We start from the raw sequence: 19,200 nt of genomic DNA, 5'->3' as shown, positions 1-19,200 counted from the left end.
CCGGCCGACCGATTACAGCAGCTGCTGCAGCGTGAGCGAGAAGACCTGGGTCTTGTCGTCGGTCGCCTTGTTCAGCACGTGGGCGAAGTCGCCACGCAGCGGACCGAACGGGCTGTCCCAGATGATCGAGGCGCCAACCGACGACTTGAAGTTCTGATCAATGGTACCCGGATCGATAATGCCCATGCCGCCGACACCGCCGTTGCCGTCGATGAGAGCCGCGTCAGCCCACACCGAGCCGCGCACACCATAGGTCTCGGGCAGGATCGGGATCGGGAACTCGATCTCCGCCGAGGCCGCAACATACGACGTGAAGCCGAGGAGTTCGCCCGTGCTGTCGAGCTTGGGACCCATGCCACCGCTCTGGAAGCCGCGGACCAGCGAACCGGCGCTGCGGAAAGCCTCGAGCGGGTGCACCTGGCCACCATCGAGTGCGGCGATGTAGCCGGCCTGCCCCTTGACACTACCGATGACGTTCCAGTCGGACAGCAGCGGCATGAAGTAGCGCGCCTTGGCCTCGGTCTTCAGGAGGTTGTAGTCCCAGCCGATATACTGCTGCGAGAACGTTGCGTAGATGCCCTCAGTCGGATGCTTCGTGTCGTCGAGCGTGTTGTACGCGAGCGAGTAACCAACCCACGCCTTCTCACGAACCTCACCATCAGTGACGATTGCCGAGTGCGGAAGGTGCGGCACCTCGGGCGTAGCGTCGTTGTTGTCTTCATCCCACATCAGGTTGTCCGCGATCGTCTTCTGCTCGAGACCCACGAACACGCTGCCGCTGAGGTCGGTGGTGATCGGAGCGCCGAAGCGAATCTGCCCACCAGTTGCAGTCGTGCCGTAGATGTTGCTCGTCGTCTCACCAACGATGCGGTGGTAGACGTCGAAGCCAGAGGACATGCGCAGGCCCATGAAACGGGGCTCAGTGAACGAGAAGTCGAAGCTCTGGCCAGACTCCGAGGCGCTCACTGCGGCGCGGACATACTGGCCGCGACCGAGGAAATTGCGCTCGGTGACCGACACTTCGCCCAAGAGGCCGGAGCTCGAGTCGAAGCCCGCGGTCAGGCCGTAGTCGCCGGTCGACTGCTCTTCGACAGTGATGTTGATGACCACCTTATCGGGAGCGCTCCCCTGCTGCATGTCAAAGGCGACCGTCTTGAAGAAGCCGAGGCCCTCGATGCGGGTCTTGCCGCGCTGCACCATCGAACGGTTGAAGGGGTCGCCTTCACCGAAATCCAGCTCGCGACGGATGACGGCGTCACGGGTCTTGGTGTTGCCGCTGATGTTGATGCGCTCGACATAGATGCGGGCGCCCTCGTCGACCAGGTAGGTCACGTTGAAGGTGCTGTTGGCCACGTCGCGATCGACACGCGGACGAACGTCGGCGAAGGCGTAGCCCTGCGCGGTCGCCTCGAAGGCCAGGTCTTCCTGCGACTTCTGCAGGTCGGCGAGCGAATAGGTACCGCCCTTGCCGGTGCGGATCGCACCCGTCATGGCGTCGGGGTTCAGACCCGGGATCGAGGTCTCGACACCGATCTGGCCAAAGCGATAGCGCTCGCCCTCGGAGATGGTGAAGTTCACGAAATACGCGTTCCGCGACGCGTCGTACTCGCCGACGGCCGACGTCACCTGCGCATCCGGGTAACCGTGGTTCATGTAGTAGAGCTCGATCAGCCCACGGTCGACCGTCAGCAGATCTTCGCTGTAGGTGTCGTCGCGGAACAGCCAGCTCAGCAGGCTCGTCTCATGGGTCCGGATGATGGACTTGAGCGTGCCCGAGCTGATCGAATTGTTGCCGGTGAAATTGATCGCCGCGATGCCGGTGCGCTGCCCTTCGTTGACCACGAAGGTGATGCGGGCGCGGCCGCTCTCGGACTGCTCGACCCGCGGCGTGACCGTCACCCCCATATAGCCCTTGCCGACATAGGCGAGGCGGATCGACTCGGCGTCAGCCGCGAGGCCGCCTTCGGTAAAGGTTCCCTGCTCCGCAACGTTGACCATCGCGAGCAGTTGGGCGTCGGAGAAGCCACTATTGCCTTCAAACAGCACCGCCGAGATGAGGCGTTGCTGCTGAGCCTGGGCCGCATCGACCCCGATGAATGTACCGCTGACGCCAGCAAGCGGCGCTGCCACGAGGGCGAGCGCTACAAAGATACCGCGCATCAGCTTTTTCGGGTTCGTCATGATTCTTATTGCCTCGTGCGACCTACGCCGGGAATCGCCATGCACAGCGTCCCCAGCTAACTCCATCAAAAGCTTTTACTGGAATTTTAACCACGGACAAGCCGCGAAGGGCTTCGAGGTTAGCGAAAGATTGGCCCTCGTGTATTCCTGCAACACCTAGAAAACTAAGCTTATCCAAGGGTTAACGGGAATGTAGGGGCATTCGAGCAAATGCGTCGGAGGCGCGGCGACAATGTGGCTATGCCGCGCCGCTCTTACCCCAGACTGCGGAAGTAGCTCAGGATGGTGTCGTTGAACGTCGTGAAGACCATCAAGGTGAAAACGACGGCCAGGCCGAAGCGATTTCCGATGTCCTGGACCCTCTGGCTCAAGGGTTTCCCGCGCGCCGCTTCGGCCAGGTAGTAAACCAGATGACCTCCATCGAGCACGGGAATCGGCAACAGGTTGAAGATGCCGATGTTCAGCGACAGCAGCGCCATCAGGTTGATCAGCGCCACGATGCCGAGACTAGCAACCTCCCCCGAGACCTTGGCCACCTTCACCGGACCGCCGAGTTGTTCGACGTCGCCCCGACCGACAAAGAAATCGCCGAGGAACGCCACCGTGCGATCGACGATGAAGCGAACCTCCTCGAACGTCATGCCGATCGCCTCGACCGGGTTGGGCCGGTAGAGCACGACTTCGGACTGGTCGACGTTCTTCGTGACCCCGAGACGTCCGATGCGATGTGAGTTGCCGAACCGGTCGGTGGTCGTCACGGCCTGCGGCACGGCGGTGACGGTTTCGGTCTGCCCGGCGCGATCGAAGGTAATGCGCACCTGACGCTCGGGCGCAGTCGCGATCAGACGTTGGAAATCCTCGAAGCCACGCACCGCATAGCCATCGACAGAGACAATGCGGTCGCCCTCGGCGAGCCCCGCCTGCCCGGCTACCGATTCCACCGGCACGGTGTCGAGGACCGCCGGGATGGTGTAGCGGCCATAGCCGAGCAGCAGTGCGTACAGCACCAATAGAGTGAAGATGATGTTTGCGACCGGCCCGGCGATCACCACAGAGATGCGCTGCCAGACGTTCTTGTTGACGAACAGTTGCCGGCTCAGCTCGGGGCCGGCGCGCTCAATGAACGCCTCGTCCGGCATGCTCGCGGCATTCATGTCGCCGACGAAGCGGACATAGCCCCCGAGCGGGATCGCCGAGAGCTTCCAACGCGTTCCGTGCTTGTCGTTGAAGCCGATCAGCTCCGGACCGAAGCCGATCGAGAAGGCCTGGATGGCAATGCCGTTCCAGCGCGCCACCAGATAGTGTCCCATCTCGTGCACGAACACGATGATGGTGAGCACCACCAGAAACGGCACCACATAGGAAAGCAGCCAGAAAACAAAGTCCATGTCGTCGGTTCCGAACGCCCCGCAGCGGATTAGAGCCTAGGGGCCGAATGCGTTAAGATTGCGATATGGCGCGGCGTTGCGGTGTCACCAGACCAGGAAACCGGACGCCACCGCGCCGAAGCCGCTATGTAGGATGCCCACCACACAAAGGAAGATCGAGCTCAGCGTCAGGCTGTCGAGCCGGTCCATCAGACCACCATGCCCGGGGATGATGTCGCCGGAATCCTTGATCCGGAAACGCCGCTTGATGGCACTCTCCGCCAGATCGCCGACCTGCCCCAGAATGCTGAGGGTGGCGCACAACGCCAGCCCGATCCACCACGGCGATTGCGGCACCACCAGCAGCCAGACCACCAGCCCGACCAGCGTGCCCAGTGCAAAGCCGCCGATGGCGCCGGACCAGGTCTTGGACGGCGAAATATCCGGCGCCAGCTTCTCGCCACCGACCTGGCGGCCGGTGAAGAAGGCGCCGGTATCGGTGGCCCAGATCACGCAGCCGAGCAGCAGGCCGGCCCAGAGCCCGCTGTCGAACACTCCCGGCTGGTTCCAGGTTGCGTCGCCGCGGATGAGCAGCAGCGCGATGATGACGATGCCGTAGAACACCACGCCGCCGATACGCCACAGGCGGGTACCTGGACTACCGAACGCGGCAACCACGGCAGCCGCCGCCACTGCACCGAGCGACGCCAACGGCCCGAACGCAGGATAGATCAGCGCGGCGATCAACAGCAGGCCGATCAGCGCACCGCCGACTGCGGTCAGCGGCTTCAGCGTCACCATCCGTTCCCACTCGCGATAGCAACCGGCGAAGACGACGGCGACGAGCGCAGCGAAGACGTAGGAGCCGAAATAGAGGCCCACACCGGCCATGACGAGCAGGACGATTGCCGAAGCAAAACGGGGACCGAGGTCGGTCCAGGACCGACGGGCAAGCGGGTTGAACTGGGGACGCTGGTCCTCCGGTGCGCTCACTGGCTCCTCGACTCGATCCCGCCAAAGCGTCGGCTGCGCGAGGAATATTCGTCGAGCGCCTTCAGGAAGACCTGCTCGCCGAAATCGGGCCAGTTCTCCTCGACGAACACCAGCTCGGAATAGGCGCCCTGCCAGAGCAGGAAGTTCGACACGCGCTGCTCGCCGCTGGTGCGGATGATCAGGTCCGGGTCCGGCGTGCCGGAGGTGTAAAGCGCCCGCGCGATGGTCTCTTCGGTGATGTCCTCGACGCGCAACTTGCCGGAGGCCACCGCCTGGGCGATCGCCTTGGTCGCCTCGGTGAGTTCGGATTTGCCGCCATAGTTGAAGGCGACGATCAGCTCGAGTCCGGTATTGCGGGCGGTCTTGGACTGCACCTCATCGATCAGCCGCTTCAGCGCCTCGTCGAGGCCGGTGCGGGTGCCGATGATCCGCACCCGGACATTGTTCTGGATCAGCGTCGCCAGGTCCGAGGCGACGAACCGGTGCAGCAGCCCGAAGATGAAGTTCACTTCATCGCGCGGCCGGCTCCAGTTCTCCGATGAGAAGCTGAACACCGTCAGGTGCTTGACGCCGTAGCGGATCGAGAGGTCGACCAACCGGCGGAGCGCCTTGACGCCCTCGACATGCCCTTCCGTCCGCACCTTGCCGCGTGCCTTCGCCCAGCGGCCATTGCCGTCCATGATAACCGCCAGGTGGGCGGGAATCTTGAGGCCAGGCTTCTCGTTGAGCGTCGTGGCGACGGCAGTATCGGCGGACATAGACGCCCTCCAGGGGCAGCGCGTTACAGGCCTATACTAGACCTGCATGATTTCCTGTTCCTTGACGGCCAGCACGTTGTCGATATCGGCCACGGCGGCGTCGGTCGCCTGCTGTACCTGATCGCCCAACTTGCGGCTGTCGTCCTGGCTCAGGTCGCCGTCCTTTTCGAGCTTCTTGAGCAGATCCATACCGTCGCGACGGATATGGCGGACGGCGACGCGCGCCTGCTCGGCATAATTATGCGCAACCTTGGTCAAGTCACGGCGGCGCTCTTCATTGAGCTCCGGCAGCGGCACGCGTATCACCACGCCTTCGGCCGCCGGGTTGAGGCCGAGGCCAGAATTGCGAATGGCCTTCTCCACGGCGCCGGCGAGGGTGCGGTCCCACACCTGCACGCTGAGCATGCGGGCTTCCGGCACGGTGACCGTCGCCACCTGGTTGAGCGGCATGCGACCGCCATAGGCCTCGACCGTTACGGGCTCCAGCAGGCTGGCGCTTGCGCGACCGGTCCTGAGGCCAGCCAGTTCGTCCCTGAGCGAGACGATCGACTTCTGCATCCGGTCCTTGAGTGCGGGCAGCGAGAATGCCTCGGCCATCGTAAAACTCCTTGATATCCCGCGCCTTAGCCGACGCGTGTACTCCTTGCCCGACCGGCCAGGACGCCTTTGAGGCCTTCCTTGTCGTCGAGCGCATAAACAATTATCGGCAAGCCGTTGTCGCGGGCAAGCGCGAAGGCCGCGGTATCCATGACCCGCAGGTCCTTGGCGATCACTTCTTCATGGCTGATCGTCTCGAAGCGCAGCGCCTTGGGGTTCTTCTTGGGGTCTTCGGAATAGACCCCATCGACCTTGGTGCCCTTGAGCAGCACGTCGCATCTGAGCTCGATCGCCTTGAGCGCGGCCGCCGTGTCGGTGGTGAAGAACGGGCTGCCGGTGCCGCCGGCGCAGACTACGACGTAGCCGTCGGCCAGGGCCAGGTTGGCGTCGCGGGCCGTGAACGTATCGGCCACGGTTTCCATCGGCACGTTGGAATAGACTTTGACCTTGAGGCCCTTCTGCTCGATGGCGTCGCCGAGCGCCAGCGAGTTGATCACCGTGCCCAGCATGCCCATCAGGTCGCTGGTGACCCGGTCGCCGCCCTTGGCGGCCACGGCCATGCCGCGGAAGATATTGCCCGCGCCGATGACGATCGCCACCTGGACGCCGCTCTTGGCGACTTCCGCGATCTGGTCAGCCATGGCGTGGAGGAATTTCGGCTCGATGCCGAAGGATTGGTCGCCGGCAAGCACTTCGCCGGAGACTTTCAGCAGAATCCGTTTGTAGGCGGATTTGGCCATTCGTCAGTCTCCCGAGGTGCGCAACAATGCCCGAATCTAGGGGCGTCGCCGGCGGTTATGGCATATTCGGACGGGCTGGTGACCAGCCCGTCCGAAACTTATCCCGCGTCTTACTTCACGCCGGCTGTGGCAGCAACTTCGGCAGCGAAGTCGGTCTCTTCCTTGGCGATGCCTTCGCCGAGCGCATAGGCAACGAAGCCCGTCACCTTGATCGGGGCGCCGACATCCTTCTCGGCGTTCTTGACCACGTCGGCGATCTTGGTCTCGCCGTCGATCACGAACACCTGTGAAAGCAGGGTCACTTCCTCGTAGAACTTGCGCACGCGGCCTTCGATCATCTTCTCGATGACGGCTTCCGGCTTGCCGGATTCCCTGGCCTGCTCTGTGAAGATGGCGCGCTCGCGGGCCACCACGTCCTGATCGATGTCGTCGGGCGACACGCTCAGCGGCTTGGTGTTGGCGATGTGCATGGCGAGCTGCTTGCCCAGGGCATTGAGCGCCGCCTTGTCACCGGTCGACTCCAGCCCGACGATCACGCCGAGCTTGCCGAGGCCGGGAGCCACGGAGTTGTGCACGTACGAGCCGATTACGCCGTCCTTGACGGTGAGCGTGCCGGTGCGGCGCAGGTTCATGTTCTCGCCGATCTTGGCGATCGCATCGGTCAGTTCCGCCGAAGCGGAACGGCCCGAACCCGGATACGGCATCTCGCTGAGCTTGCTCACGTCACCGTTGGCGTCGAGGGCGAGCTTGGCGATGTTGCCGACGATGGTCTGGAACTGGTCGTTGCGAGCAACGAAGTCGGTCTCGGAGTTCACCTCGACGATCGCAGCGCGGGTGCCGTCGATCGATACGCCGACCAGGCCCTCAGCCGCGACGCGGCCAGCCTTCTTGGCGGCCTTGGCCAGACCACGGGTGCGCAGCCAATCGACTGCCGCTTCCATGTCGCCACCGGTCTCCTCGAGGGCCTTCTTGCAGTCCATCATCCCCACGCCGGTCAGTTCGCGGAGCTCTTTAACCTGCTGAGCGGAAACAGCCATTTGATATCACCTTTCCGCGGCCCCTTGCCCGGAGCCGCGCCATTGTTCGAATGCGTAACCCGGAGGGAACCGGATTAGTTGGCGGACGACGTGTCGGCGTCTTCGGCGCTGAGCGCCGGCTCTTCCGGAGCCTCGGCGGAAGCGCCCAGGTCGGCGCCACGGCCGGCGGCCGAACGGCCAATGCCGTCGATGGCTGCGCGCGACACCAGCGAGCAGTAAAGCTCGAGCGCGCGGGCCGCGTCGTCATTGCCCGGAATGGCGAAATCGACGGTGTCCGGATCCGAGTTCGAGTCGACGATCGCGATCACCGGGATGCCAAGACGCTTGGCCTCCTTGATGGCGTTCGCTTCCTTGTTGGTGTCGATCACGAACAACAGGTTCGGCAGGTTACCCATGTCCTTGATGCCGCCGAGGTCGCGCTCGAGGCGCTCCTGCTCACGGCTGAGGAGCAGCAGCTCCTTCTTGGTCAGGCCGTGGCCGCCCTCGGCCTGCTGGGCCTCGAGTTCGCGCAGACGGGCGATCGAGTTCGAAATGGTCTGCCAGTTGGTCAGCGTGCCGCCGAGCCAGCGCGAGTTGACGTAGTACTGGGCGGACTGGCGAGCAGCCTCGGCGACGACCGGAGCGGCCTGGCGCTTGGTGCCGACGAACAGCACGCGACCGCCGTCAGCGACGGTGTCCGAGATCAGCTGCAGCGCGCGCTGCAGGGCCGGAACGGTCTGCGACAGGTCGAGGATGTGGATGTCGTTGCGGACGCCGAAAATGTGGCGTTCCATCTTGGGGTTCCAGCGGTGCTTCTGGTGGCCGAAGTGAACACCTGCTTCGAGCAGCTGACGCATGGAAAAATCGGGCAATGCCATGGAAGGCTTCCTTTACCGGTTATTGCCTCCGCGAGCGTTTGCGGCGGGATGTCCCGCCACCGGTTGGAACCATCGGCCTTAGTGCCGCGGCGCCGCGCCTCGCGTGTGAATTACGCCCGGTTATCCGGACGCGCCGCGCATATAGGGGGTTTTGCTGTCATAGGCAAGGGTGCGGGGCAAGCGCGTCGAAAGCTGGGCTACCCAGCGTCACGCCAGAACGCGTCCGCCCGCGCCGCATCGCGGCGTTCCCGCAGTCGCGACAAGAGCCGCCAGCATGCAGCCGCCGCGACCAATGACGCTGAACCACCGACCACCGCGACCCTGACCAGATCGTACAGCCCAGCTCCACGCCGGCACATGTCGCTGTTGCAGATCACATCGGGCAGGTTCGTGCCAACCCAGATCGCAGCAAAGACTCCGAACGACAGCGACAGCACCGCGAGCGTACTTTTCAAGCCCGGGACCACAAACATGAGGCCGGCTGCAACGAGACCGACAAGTGGGCTCCGGAACATTCGCCGTCCCCAGTGCGAGTATCCGTGGCTAGTTCAGCCGCACGTCCACCACACCTTCCATCGCCTTGATGCTGCCGGCGATTTCGGCGCTGAGGCGGTAGCCGCCTTTCAGTTCGATCTCGTATTCCTTGGCGCCGGCATCGCGGATGACGATGAAGCTGACCTGACCTTCACCGCCGGGCTTGAGCTGCGAAGCGATCGGGGCGAGGCACTTTTCGGAGCCCGCGAACACCGTGAGGCGCCGGCCGATTTTTTCGGCGAGGCCGTCGATCGGCTCGGCATTGATCAGCCTCAAACTGATGCCATCGGGGCGCTCATCGGCCTCCACCGTCAGCACCACGGATTTGCCCGGCTGCAGCACATTGGTGAACTGGCTGATCTGCTCGGAAAACGCGATCACCTCGTAGCCGCCGCTGGCGTCCGACAGGCTGATAATCGCCATCGGCGTACCCTTTTTGGTACGCCGGTCGTTACGGGTTGCGATGGTGCCGGCAAGCCGCCCTGCCCGCGCGTCGGCCTCCTTCACCGCCCGCTCGAAATCGGCATAGGGCGTCACCCGCAGCCGGTCGAACAGTTCGGCATACTGGTCGAGCGGATGACCGGAGAGGTGGAAGCCGATCGCCCCGTGCTCGCGCGACAGCCGCTCCGCAGGTGACCAGTTGGTTACCGCTTGATTGAGCAGGATCGGCTCCGGGCGGTCGGCCGCGAACATATCCATGATGCCGTCGGCAGCATTGGCATTGGTGCGCTGTGCCGTCGCAACAATCGCGTCGATGGCGGCGAACGCCTGCTCGCGCCGCGGCACCAGTTGATCGAAGGCTCCCGCATTGATCAGCGCTTCCAGCGTGCGGCGGTTGATGATCCGCGCATCCACCCTGGTAGCAAAATCTCCGAGGTCGGCGAACGGCTTGTCGCCGCGCGCCTCCATGATGTGTTCGGCCACCGCCTGCCCCACGCCCTTCACCGCGCCGATGGCATAAAACACCTTGCCGTCGTGGGTGTTGAACACCGCGTCCGAGCGGTTGACGCAGGGCGGCACGATCTCGATGCCGTGCTTCTTGGCGTCCTGCCGGAATTCGTTGAGCTTGTCGGTATTGCCCATATCGAGCGTCATGGTCGCCGCGAAGAACTCGTGCGGGTAATGCGCCTTGAGATAGGCCGTCTGGTAGCTGACCAGCGCATAGGTCGCGGCGTGCGACTTGTTGAAGCCGTAGTTGGCGAACTTGGCGAGCAGGTCGAAGATGGTGTCGGCGAGGCCCTTCTTCAGGCCATACTTGATCGCGCCCTCCTGGAAGCGCGCCCGCTGCGCATCCATTTCGGCCTTGATCTTCTTGCCCATGGCGCGGCGCAGCATATCGGCTTCGCCTAGCGAATAGCCGGAAAGGATCTGCGCGATCTGCATCACCTGTTCCTGGTAGACGATGATGCCATAGGTCTCGTCGAGCACCTCGCTCAGCGCTTCATGCGGATACTCGATATCCTCATCGCCGCGCTTTCGCGCATTGAACAGCGGGATGTTCTCCATCGGACCGGGGCGATAGAGCGCCACCAGCGCGATGATGTCCTCGAAGCGGTCGGGCTTCATGTCGACCAGGGCTCGGCGCATGCCGGCGCCTTCCACCTGGAACACTCCGGCGGTGTCGCCGATCGAATAGAGCTTGTAGGTCTTCTCGTCGGTGATCGGGATATCTTCGATGCGGAACTTACCGTCGCCGCTGCGATTGATCATGTCGACGGCGCGCTTGATGGTGGTCAGGGTCTTGAGGCCCAGGAAGTCGAACTTCACCAGCCCGGCCGTCTCCGACCATTTCATATTGTACTGGCTGACCGGCATGTCCGAGCGCGGATCGCGGTAGAGCGGCGCCAGTTCCTGCAGCGGCCGGTCGCCGATGACGATACCGGCGGCATGGGTCGAGGCGTGGCGGTAAAGCCCCTCGAGCTTCTGTCCGATGGCCAGAAGGTCGCGAACCTGTTCGTCTTCGTCGGCCAGCTGCTGGAGCTGCGGCACTTCCTTCAGCGAGCGCTCGAGCGTCCAGGGGTCAGCCGGGTTGGCCGGCACGAGCTTCGCGATCCGGTCGACCTGCCCATACGGCATCTGCAGCACGCGGCCGACGTCACGCAGCACGGCGCGCGCCTGCAGCGTACCGAAGGTGATGATCTGCGCGACCTGCGCCTCGCCGTATTTCCGCTGAACGTAGCGGATCACCTCTTCGCGGCGATCCTGGCAGAAGTCGATGTCGAAGTCCGGCATCGACACGCGTTCGGGGTTGAGGAAGCGCTCGAACAGCAGGTTATAGGCGAGCGGATCAAGGTCGGTGATGGTGGTGGCATAGGCCACCAGCGAGCCGGCGCCGGAGCCGCGGCCCGGGCCGACTGGAATGTCCTGCGCCTTGGCCCACTGGATGAAGTCGGCGACGATCAGGAAGTAGCCGGGGTACTTCATCCGCTCGATGATACCGAGCTCGTATTCCAGCCGTTCGCGATAGATTTCCTCGGTCTTGCCCGGAGCGACGCCGACGACACGGAAGCGTTCTTCGAGTCCGGTGCGCGCCATGTGCGCCAGCGCCTGCGCCTCGGCGGCTACTGCCTCCTCGGCCGACTGCCCCGGGGACGCGGCAAAGGTCGGCAGCACCGGGTTGCGCTTCTTCGGCCGGTAACCGATGCGTTGCGCGATCTCGATGGTGTTGTCGAGCGCTTCGGGCAGGTCGGCGAAGAGTTTTTGCATCTCCTCGCGGGTCTTGAAATAGTGCTGGTCGGTGAGCTTGCGGCGCTCGGTCTGCGCGACGACCGTACCGCCGGCGATCGCCAGCAGCGCGTCATGCGCCTCGTGATCGCTCGGGCCGGGATAGAACGGCTCGTTGGTGGCGACCAGCGGCACGCCGCGGGCATAGGCGTAATCCAGGAGCTTGCCTTCGTTCAGCGTTTCCTGCGGGCGGCCATGCCGCTGCAGCTCGATATAGAGCCGGTCGCCGAACAGTTCACGCAGCCGGTCGAGCCGACCGAGCGCAATCGCATCCACATTGTTGGCGAACCACGGGTCGATGGCGCCTTCCGGGCCACCGCTGAGGCAGATGATGCCCTCGAGCGCCTCGCGCTGCAGCCAGTCGAGCTTTGCGGCGGCGCGCCCATTCTCGCCTTCGAGGTGAGCACGGCTGACGAGACCGGACAGATTGGCGAAGCCGGTCTCTGACGCCGCCAGCAGCACCAGCCCGCCCTTGCCATAACGGCCGCGATCATGGCCGCGCTCCTGCATGCGATCCTGGCTGTCCTCCATGGCAGAGAAGTCGACGGCCAGTTCGACGCCGATCAGCGGCTGAATTCCCTTCCCTGCCGCTTTCTCGGAGAACTCCAGCGCGCCGAACAGGTTATTGGTGTCGGCGATGCCGAGCGCCGGCTGCTTGTCCGCCTTGGCGAGATCGAGCAGCTTCGAAAGCGGCAGCGCTCCCTCGAGGAGCGAGTAAGCCGAGTGTACGTGCAGGTGAATAAAGCCGGGGCCAGCCATTCGTCGTTCCTAACCCCGTGGCGGCACCACGGCCACACACGAGGACGTCAATCCACAGCTCGTCACACGAGTCGGGCAGCGATATCCATCCAGGTCAGCGAGGCGACCGAGAAGCCGCAGATGGTGACGAAAGCCAGCAGATCCTTGACGAAAGAGAGCATCGGAACCTCCAAAGTTTCTGTTCCGTTCTTGTATGTTCTCAATTTGTTCTTGTCTAGCGTCATCGGCCTAGCCATGAATACGTGGTTAACGCGCGAGTCGCCGATCCACCAAGCCGTAAGGAGAACGAGTGTTGAACCAGGACCAGAAAGCCGAGCGTTTCCAGGCCCTTCACCAGGGCCCGCTGTTCGTCATCCCCAACCCGTGGGATGCCGGTAGCGCGCGCCTGCTCGCCGGCTTCGGGTTCAAGGCGCTCGCGACGACCAGCGCCGGCCTCGCCTTTGCCCTCGGCCGCCGCGACGGCGAAGGCAGCGTCAGCCGCGATGAGGCCCTGCGCAACGCGGCCGACATCGTCGCCGCGACCGACCTGCCGGTGAGCGCCGACCTTGAGAACGGCTATGGCGACACGCCCGAGGACGCCGCCGAAACCACGCGCCTCGCTGCCGAGGTGGGCCTGGTAGGCAGCTCGATCGAGGACGCGACGGGCAACGCGGCCGATCCGATCTACGACTTCAACCTCTCGGTCGAACGGGTCGCTGCCGCAGCCGAGGCTGCGCATGCCCGTTCCTTCCCGTTCACCTTCGTCGCGCGTGCCGAGAACTTCCTCCATGGCCGCAACGACCTCGACGACACCATTCGCCGCCTGCAGGCCTATGAGAAAGCCGGCGCCGACGTGCTGTTCGCTCCGGGACTGCCCAACCTCGATGCCATCCGGACGGTCTGCGCGTCAGTGACAAAACCGGTGAATGTCGTGCTTGGGGCCAAGAACACCCCCTACTCTCTCGCCGACCTCGCCGCCGCCGGCGTGCGTCGGGTAAGCACCGGCAGCTCGTTCGCACGCGCCGCACTGACCGGCCTCAGGGACGCGTCGATGGAGCTCCTGGGCCCCGGCACCGCCACCTATCTCGATAACTCCATCACCTTCGCCGAAGTGACGGCGCTGATGGCGCCGAAGCGCTAGGCTGTGAACGTCTCTGGAGCCCGCTGTTTTGCACTTCTCCCATCATGGGGGAAGTGAGGCGGCTGGATTTCGCGTAGCGATGCGGTTACCCCTTGCCCCATGGCGATAGATGCCCGCACCCGCAAGAAACTCATCCGCATCCTGAAACTGCTCGGATCGGACCAACCGGGCGAACGCGACTCCGCCGCGCTCGCCGCGCATAAGCTGGTCGCTTCGCTGGGGACCGACTGGGATACGCTGCTGGAGGCGCCGCCTGAAACCAAGGTGGTGGTCCGCCGCGTGCGCGAATGGGACATCAACCATCAGGAAGCCGCCGAGACGCGTATCCGCCAGCTCCGGGATACCAACGAGCGCCAGGCCCGACAGATCCGTGGCCTCAGGACCCGGGTGAACACCCTGCTCGATCGTGAGCGGCTGCGGCGCGCCAGCGAGGGTGATGAGGACGAGATGCGGCCAGACGGCTAGCGACCTCTGGTGCTCTCACCCATTTCGCCCACGTGCAAGCGGCTCGGGTCGCTTCTCCCCTCCAAGGGGGCGCAATAGCGCCTCCCGCGGGAGAAGGTGGCGCGAAGCGCCGGATGAGGGGTGAAGCGGTGCAGCGAGCGCTCACTGAGAAGCTGAACCCCTCACCCTAGCTCCGCTACGGACCTGACGGTCCTAGCTGCACTACCCTCTCCCCGCAGGGGAGAGGAGACGCAGGCCGCCCTACTTGCGTTGAACCACAAGCCGCCTACAGCGTGATCGGCTCGATCAGCCCGCCGCGCAGCGTCACGATGCGGTTCGCCCGCCGGGCCAGCTCGTGGTTATGCGTGGCGATCAGCGCCGCGGCGCCCTCTTCCCGGATCAGCGATGCAAGCGCATCGAACACCACATCGCTGGTGGCCGGGTCGAGGTTGCCGGTGGGTTCGTCCGCGAGGATGATCCGTGGATGGTTGGCCGCGGCGCGGGCAATGGCGACGCGCTGCTGCTCGCCGCCTGAAAGCTCGGCCGGTCGATGCTGGGCCCGCGGCGCGATGCCGAGGATATCGAGCAGTTGCATGGCCCGCTTCTCCGCCGCCGCGCGATCCCGTCCGGCGATCAGCTGCGGCATGGTCACGTTCTCGAGCGCCGAGAACTCCGGCAAGAGATGGTGGAACTGATAGACGTAGCCGATGGTATCGCGGCGCAAGAGCGTCCGGCCGCGCTCGTTGAGCTTGCTGGTCGGCACGCCGGTGATCTCGACCTCGCCGCCCTGTGGCCGCTCCAGCAGCCCTGAAATGTGCAGCAGCGTCGATTTGCCGGCCCCCGACGGCGCGACGATAGCGACGAGCTCGCCGCCCTTGACCTCGAGGTCGGCCGCCTCGAGCACCCGCACCAGCGTGTCGCCCTCGCCGTAGTGGCGATGCACCTTGGCGAGCTTCAGGTGGACGTCACTCATAGCGAAGGGCCTCGACAGGATCGTATTGGGCGGCGCGCCAGGCGGGATAGAGCGTCGCGAGGAAGGACAAGCCCATGGCGACGGCGACGATGGCGATCACTTCTGATGGGTTGGTACGGCTGGGCAGCGAGGACAGGAAGAACACCTCGGGCGGAAAGATGGTGAAGCCGAGCACGCTCGACAGGAACGCCCGGATCGCCTCGGCATTGGCGGCAATCAGCAACCCCAGCGCCAAGCCGAGCAGCGTGCCGCCGACGCCGATCGCCACGCCCGCGATGCCGAAGATTCGCATGATCGAGCCACGGGTGGCGCCCATGGTGCGCAGCACCGCGATGTCGGTGCCCTTGTCCTTCACCAGCATGATCAGGCTGGAGATGATGTTGAACGCCGCGACGACGACGATCATCGACAGGATCACGAACATCACGCTGCCCTGGGTCTGCAGCGCATCGAAGAAGTTCTGGTGCTGCTGCCGCCAGTCCGAGAGGATCAAAGGCCGCTCGATCTCTTGGCCGATCTTCAGCCGCATCGCATCGAGCGCGTTCGGATCGGCGATGAACACCTCGATCGCCGTGGCGCGATAGATCCGGTCGTAGGCGGCCTCGCGGTCAGCCTCGTCCGCATCGACCGGCGGCACGCTCGCATCGGGCTTCAGCACCCGGTCGAACATCTCAAGATAATCCTGCGCCGGCCTGAGCGGCATGTAGAGGTAGAAACTGTCGAACTCGGTCATCCCGAGATCGAAGATCACCTGCACCGGGAACGATCGGGTGCGCGGCCGGGCGCCGCTCTGCAGGCCCGATGCATCCGGGCTCAGCAGGGTGACGGTGTCGCCGATATTGACCTTGAGCTTCTCGGCCAGGCGCCGCCCGATGGCGACGCCGTTGCCGTCGTCCCAGCCATCCCAGTGGCCGAGGATCGCCCCGTCATGCAGCAGCTTGAGCTTCTCGATCGAGTCGAGCGAAACACCGCGGACGATCGCCCCGGTGGCATCGGCCTTGGCCCCGGAGGCCAGCGCCTGCCCCTCGACGAACGGGATCGCCGCCACCACGCCGTCGACACTCTGAATCTGGAACGCCGACTTCTCGTAGTCGGTGAAGCGCGCCTCTATCGGATAGGCCGAAAAGTGGCCATTGAGGCCCAGCAGCTTGCTGACGATCTCGGCATTAAAACCGTTCATCACCGAGGTGACGACGATCAAGGCCGCCACCCCAAGCGCAATACCCGTCAGCGTCAACGCGGCAATCACCGAGACGAAGCGGTCGCGTCGGCGGGCCCGCAGATAACGGCCGGCCACCAGGAACTCGAAGCGCGAGAATGGGCCGGGATCGGAAGCCGGAGCGCGATCGGTCATTGATTCAGCCCCTCGATCGGGTCGAGCCGCGCAGCGCGCCAGGCGGGATAGAGCGTCGCGAGGAAAGTTAAGCCCAGCGACAGCAGCACCACCACCGTCACCTCGCCCGGGTCCACGCGCGACGGCAGGGCCGACATCAGGAACAGTTCGGGTGGGAAGATCGAGATGTTGAGGAGGTTGGAGACGGTCGAGCGGATCGCTTCCACGTTGATCGCGAACACCAGCCCGAGGATCAGGCCAAGCAAGGTTCCCGACAGCCCGATGGCGGAGCCGGTCATCGAGAAGATGCGCAGGATCGAGCCGCGGGTCGCGCCCATGGTCCTGAGCACCGCGATGTCGGGTCCCTTGTCCTTCACCAGCATCACGAGGCTGGCGATGATGTTGAAGGCGGCGACGAGGATGATCAGCGACAGGATGACGAACATCACCACCCGCTCCACCTGTAGGGCGGAAAAGAACGTGGCGTTGCGCTGCTGCCAGTCGGTGATGGTGAAGTCGCCGTCCAGCGCCGCCTGCAGCTTTCCGCGCATCCCGGCGATGTTGTCGGGATCGGCAACGAACACCTCGACGCCGCTCACCTTGTAGGCACGCTCATAGGCAGCATCGATCTCTTCGTCGGTCGCCATCACCCCAGGCATCTGCACCCCGGGCTTCAGCTTGTCCTCGAACAGCCGGAAATAGACCTGCGCCTCCTGCATCGGCAGGTAGACGTAGAAGCTGTCATATTCGGGCATGCCGATATTGAAGATGACATTCACCGGCAGCGACAGTTCGGCCGGGGTCATGCCGAACGGCGTTGGGGTACCATTGGGGTTGATGATGGTGATCTGGTCGCCCAGCGACACGCCCAGCCGCTCCGAGAGCCGCTGGCCGATGGCGACGCCCTGGCTGCCATCCCACTGGTCCCAGCCGCCTAGCGCCGCCCCCTCACGCAACAGGTCGAGCTTGGCCAGCGACGCCTCGCTGATGCCGCGAACCACCACGCCGGTGGCGCTGGCATTGCCCGAGGCGAGCGCCTGCCCCTCGACATAAGGAATGGCGTAACGCACGCCCTCGACGCCTTCGAGGCGCGTCACCACGTCGTCGTAGCCGTCAAAGCCCCCAGCCGCGGTCTGCACCACGAAATGGCCGTTGAGACCGAGGATTTTGCCGAGGAGCTCGGTGCGAAAGCCGTTCATCACCGACATCACGACGATCAGCGTCGCAACGCCGAGCACCACGCCCAGCAGCGTCAGTACCGCGATGACGGAGGCGAACTTCTCCTTGCGGCGGGCACGCAGATAGCGGCCCGCCACCAGGAACTCGAAGCGCGAGAACGGCCCTGGCCCCTTCGCCGCGGTGGGCGGAGAAACGGTCAAACGCTATCCCGCCGCTGCGGCACGATCAGCGACTTGAGCCGACCGACGGCTTCCTCGATCGACAGTGTCTCGCGCTCGCCCGACTTGCGGTGCTTGATCTCGACCACGCCGTCCTTGAGGCCACGCGGCCCGACGATCAACTGGTACGGGATGCCGATCAGGTCGGCCGCAGCGAACTTGCCGCCGGCGCCCTGGTCGCGATCGTCGAGCAGCACGTCGATGCCCTCGCGCGTCAGATCGTCGTAGAGCCGTTCGGACGCCCGGTCGCTCTCCGCGTCGCCGACCTTGAGATTGATCACCACGGCCTCGAACGGCGCAACGCTGACCGGCCAGATGATGCCGGCATCGTCATGCGAGGCTTCGATGATCGCAGGCACCAGCCGGGTCGGGCCGATGCCGTAGCTGCCCATGTGGACGGTGACATCCTTGCCATCGGGACCGGTCACCTTGGCGCCCATCGGTTCGGAATACTTGGTGCCGAAATAGAAGATGTGTCCGACCTCGATGCCGCGGGCAGCGAGCTGGTTGTTGCCCGAGACGGAGGCGCGGAAAGTTTCCTCGTCAGTCATCTCATCGGTCGCTGCAAACAGCGACGTCCAGTCCTGGAAAATGGGATCCAGGTCGCCGGTGAAATCGGTGTCGATCGAAGGGATCGGTTTGTCCAGCAGGCCAGAGTCGAGGAACACCGCGCTCTCGCCGGTTTCCGCGAGCACGTGGAACTCGTAGCTCATGTCGCCGCCGATCGGGCCGGTATCGGCGCGCATGGGGATGCCGGTAAGGCCGAGCCGATAGAACGTGCGCAAGTAGGCGACGAACATGCGCTGGAACGCCTTCTTGGCGCCGGCCTCGTCGAGGTCGAACGAGTAGGCGTCCTTCATCAGGAACTCGCGCGAGCGCATGGTGCCGAAGCGCGGGCGCACCTCGTCGCGGAACTTCCACTGGATGTGGTAGAGGTTCAGCGGCAGGTCTTTGTAGGACTTCACATAGGTGCGGAAGATGTCGGTGATCATCTCCTCGTTGGTCGGCCCGAACAGCATGTCGCGCTCGTGCCGGTCCTGGATGCGGAGCATCTCCTTGCCGTAGGCATCGTAGCGGCCGGATTCCTTCCACAGGTCCGCCGACTGGATGGTCGGCATCAGCAGTTGCACCGCGCCCGAGCGGTTCTGCTCCTCTTCGATGACGCGGATGACCTTGTTCAACACCTTGAAGCCGAGCGGCAGCCAGGAGTAACTCCCCGCGGCCTGCTGCTTGATCATGCCGGCACGCAGCATCAGCTGGTGCGAGACGATCTCGGCCTCTTTCGGCGTCTCCTTCAGGAGGGGCAGGAAGTAGCGGCTCAAACGCATGTACGGTCCTCGATGGCGCCGGATTCGGATTGCGATCCCTATACCGCAAAGCGGGGCA

General features: G+C 64.3%; 16 protein-coding genes. 2 read left to right on the top strand and 14 right to left on the bottom strand.

Annotation, left to right across the window (positions count from 1 at the left end):
- Positions 1-12 precede the first annotated feature (12 nt).
- From bamA to dnaE, 10 genes are all read right to left on the bottom strand, one after another.
- On the bottom strand, positions 13-2,181 hold the full coding sequence (gene bamA / locus AC1ROK_RS23830) for an outer membrane protein assembly factor BamA (RefSeq protein ID WP_492851577.1): 2,169 nt from the start codon (positions 2,179-2,181) through the stop codon (positions 13-15).
- Between the two features lie 254 nt (positions 2,182-2,435).
- Entirely contained in the window at positions 2,436-3,569 is a 1,134-nt protein-coding gene (rseP, locus tag AC1ROK_RS23825) for an RIP metalloprotease RseP (RefSeq protein WP_492851575.1), read from the bottom strand.
- A gap of 84 nt (positions 3,570-3,653) precedes the next feature.
- A complete protein-coding gene (locus AC1ROK_RS23820; RefSeq protein ID WP_492851573.1) occupies positions 3,654-4,541 on the bottom strand; it encodes a phosphatidate cytidylyltransferase in 888 nt (295 codons plus the stop codon).
- Positions 4,538-5,299, bottom strand: coding sequence for an undecaprenyl pyrophosphate synthase (uppS, locus tag AC1ROK_RS23815; RefSeq protein WP_492851571.1), 762 nt, complete (start codon positions 5,297-5,299; stop codon positions 4,538-4,540). Before uppS ends, AC1ROK_RS23820 begins: the two co-directional genes overlap by 4 nt.
- Before the next feature lie 36 nt (positions 5,300-5,335).
- The gene (gene frr / locus AC1ROK_RS23810; RefSeq protein WP_055881578.1) at positions 5,336-5,896 is read right to left on the bottom strand and encodes a ribosome recycling factor; all 561 of its coding nucleotides are present in this window, start codon (positions 5,894-5,896) and stop codon (positions 5,336-5,338) included.
- A 26-nt stretch (positions 5,897-5,922) separates the two neighbouring features.
- Positions 5,923-6,636, bottom strand: a complete 714-nt coding sequence (gene pyrH, locus AC1ROK_RS23805; protein ID WP_055881581.1) for a UMP kinase — start codon at positions 6,634-6,636, stop codon at positions 5,923-5,925.
- Between the two features lie 110 nt (positions 6,637-6,746).
- Entirely contained in the window at positions 6,747-7,673 is a 927-nt protein-coding gene (gene tsf, locus AC1ROK_RS23800; RefSeq protein WP_492851568.1) for a translation elongation factor Ts, read from the bottom strand.
- Positions 7,674-7,747: 74 nt separating this feature from the next.
- On the bottom strand, positions 7,748-8,530 hold the full coding sequence (rpsB, locus tag AC1ROK_RS23795) for a 30S ribosomal protein S2 (protein ID WP_055049206.1): 783 nt from the start codon (positions 8,528-8,530) through the stop codon (positions 7,748-7,750).
- A gap of 197 nt (positions 8,531-8,727) precedes the next feature.
- Complete coding sequence (locus AC1ROK_RS23790) at positions 8,728-8,985, bottom strand: hypothetical protein (RefSeq protein WP_492851565.1); 258 nt, start codon at positions 8,983-8,985, stop codon at positions 8,728-8,730.
- 88 nt (positions 8,986-9,073) lie between these two features.
- Complete coding sequence (gene dnaE / locus AC1ROK_RS23785) at positions 9,074-12,547, bottom strand: DNA polymerase III subunit alpha (protein ID WP_492851563.1); 3,474 nt, start codon at positions 12,545-12,547, stop codon at positions 9,074-9,076.
- A gap of 292 nt (positions 12,548-12,839) precedes the next feature.
- Between dnaE and AC1ROK_RS23780 the strand changes: the two genes are divergently transcribed.
- Together AC1ROK_RS23780 and AC1ROK_RS23775 are read left to right on the top strand one after the other, a co-directional pair.
- The gene (locus tag AC1ROK_RS23780; protein ID WP_492851561.1) at positions 12,840-13,667 is read left to right on the top strand and encodes an isocitrate lyase/PEP mutase family protein; all 828 of its coding nucleotides are present in this window, start codon (positions 12,840-12,842) and stop codon (positions 13,665-13,667) included.
- 99 nt (positions 13,668-13,766) lie between these two features.
- The gene (locus AC1ROK_RS23775; RefSeq protein ID WP_492851559.1) at positions 13,767-14,132 is read left to right on the top strand and encodes a hypothetical protein; all 366 of its coding nucleotides are present in this window, start codon (positions 13,767-13,769) and stop codon (positions 14,130-14,132) included.
- 265 nt (positions 14,133-14,397) lie between these two features.
- Here the strand turns inward: AC1ROK_RS23775 and AC1ROK_RS23770 are convergent, their stop codons facing one another.
- Genes AC1ROK_RS23770 through proS form a run of 4 tightly spaced genes read right to left on the bottom strand, consistent with a single transcriptional unit; the run spans position 14,398 to position 19,142 of the window.
- Complete coding sequence (locus AC1ROK_RS23770) at positions 14,398-15,084, bottom strand: ABC transporter ATP-binding protein (protein WP_492851557.1); 687 nt, start codon at positions 15,082-15,084, stop codon at positions 14,398-14,400.
- The gene (locus AC1ROK_RS23765) at positions 15,077-16,438 is read right to left on the bottom strand and encodes an ABC transporter permease (RefSeq protein ID WP_492851555.1); all 1,362 of its coding nucleotides are present in this window, start codon (positions 16,436-16,438) and stop codon (positions 15,077-15,079) included. Before AC1ROK_RS23765 ends, AC1ROK_RS23770 begins: the two co-directional genes overlap by 8 nt.
- The gene (locus AC1ROK_RS23760; protein WP_492851553.1) at positions 16,435-17,796 is read right to left on the bottom strand and encodes an ABC transporter permease; all 1,362 of its coding nucleotides are present in this window, start codon (positions 17,794-17,796) and stop codon (positions 16,435-16,437) included. Before AC1ROK_RS23760 ends, AC1ROK_RS23765 begins: the two co-directional genes overlap by 4 nt.
- Positions 17,793-19,142 carry a proline--tRNA ligase gene (proS, locus tag AC1ROK_RS23755; protein WP_492851551.1) on the bottom strand — a complete coding sequence of 450 codons (1,350 nt, stop codon included), beginning with the start codon at positions 19,140-19,142 and terminating at the stop codon, positions 17,793-17,795. The genes AC1ROK_RS23760 and proS overlap by 4 nt, the downstream gene beginning before the upstream one ends.
- Between the last annotated feature and the right edge of the window lie 58 nt (positions 19,143-19,200).

The organism is Devosia sp. GW821-FHT12F11 (genome assembly GCF_058806655.1).
The sequence above is the reverse complement of the archived record's forward strand: the minus strand, read 5'-3'. Positions and strand labels throughout refer to the sequence as shown.

Coding starts and splice junctions, on each gene's coding strand:
- rpsB (WP_055049206.1), bottom strand. CDS start 8,530: ATGGCATTGCCCGATTTTTCCATGCGTCAGCTGCTCGAAGCAGGTGTT.
- rseP (WP_492851575.1), bottom strand. CDS start 3,569: ATGGACTTTGTTTTCTGGCTGCTTTCCTATGTGGTGCCGTTTCTGGTG.
- tsf (WP_492851568.1), bottom strand. CDS start 7,673: ATGGCTGTTTCCGCTCAGCAGGTTAAAGAGCTCCGCGAACTGACCGGC.
- bamA (WP_492851577.1), bottom strand. CDS start 2,181: ATGACGAACCCGAAAAAGCTGATGCGCGGTATCTTTGTAGCGCTCGCC.
- AC1ROK_RS23765 (WP_492851555.1), bottom strand. CDS start 16,438: ATGACCGATCGCGCTCCGGCTTCCGATCCCGGCCCATTCTCGCGCTTC.
- pyrH (WP_055881581.1), bottom strand. CDS start 6,636: ATGGCCAAATCCGCCTACAAACGGATTCTGCTGAAAGTCTCCGGCGAA.
- dnaE (WP_492851563.1), bottom strand. CDS start 12,547: ATGGCTGGCCCCGGCTTTATTCACCTGCACGTACACTCGGCTTACTCG.
- frr (WP_055881578.1), bottom strand. CDS start 5,896: ATGGCCGAGGCATTCTCGCTGCCCGCACTCAAGGACCGGATGCAGAAG.
- uppS (WP_492851571.1), bottom strand. CDS start 5,299: ATGTCCGCCGATACTGCCGTCGCCACGACGCTCAACGAGAAGCCTGGC.
- proS (WP_492851551.1), bottom strand. CDS start 19,142: ATGCGTTTGAGCCGCTACTTCCTGCCCCTCCTGAAGGAGACGCCGAAA.
- AC1ROK_RS23770 (WP_492851557.1), bottom strand. CDS start 15,084: ATGAGTGACGTCCACCTGAAGCTCGCCAAGGTGCATCGCCACTACGGC.
- AC1ROK_RS23775 (WP_492851559.1), top strand. CDS start 13,767: ATGGCGATAGATGCCCGCACCCGCAAGAAACTCATCCGCATCCTGAAA.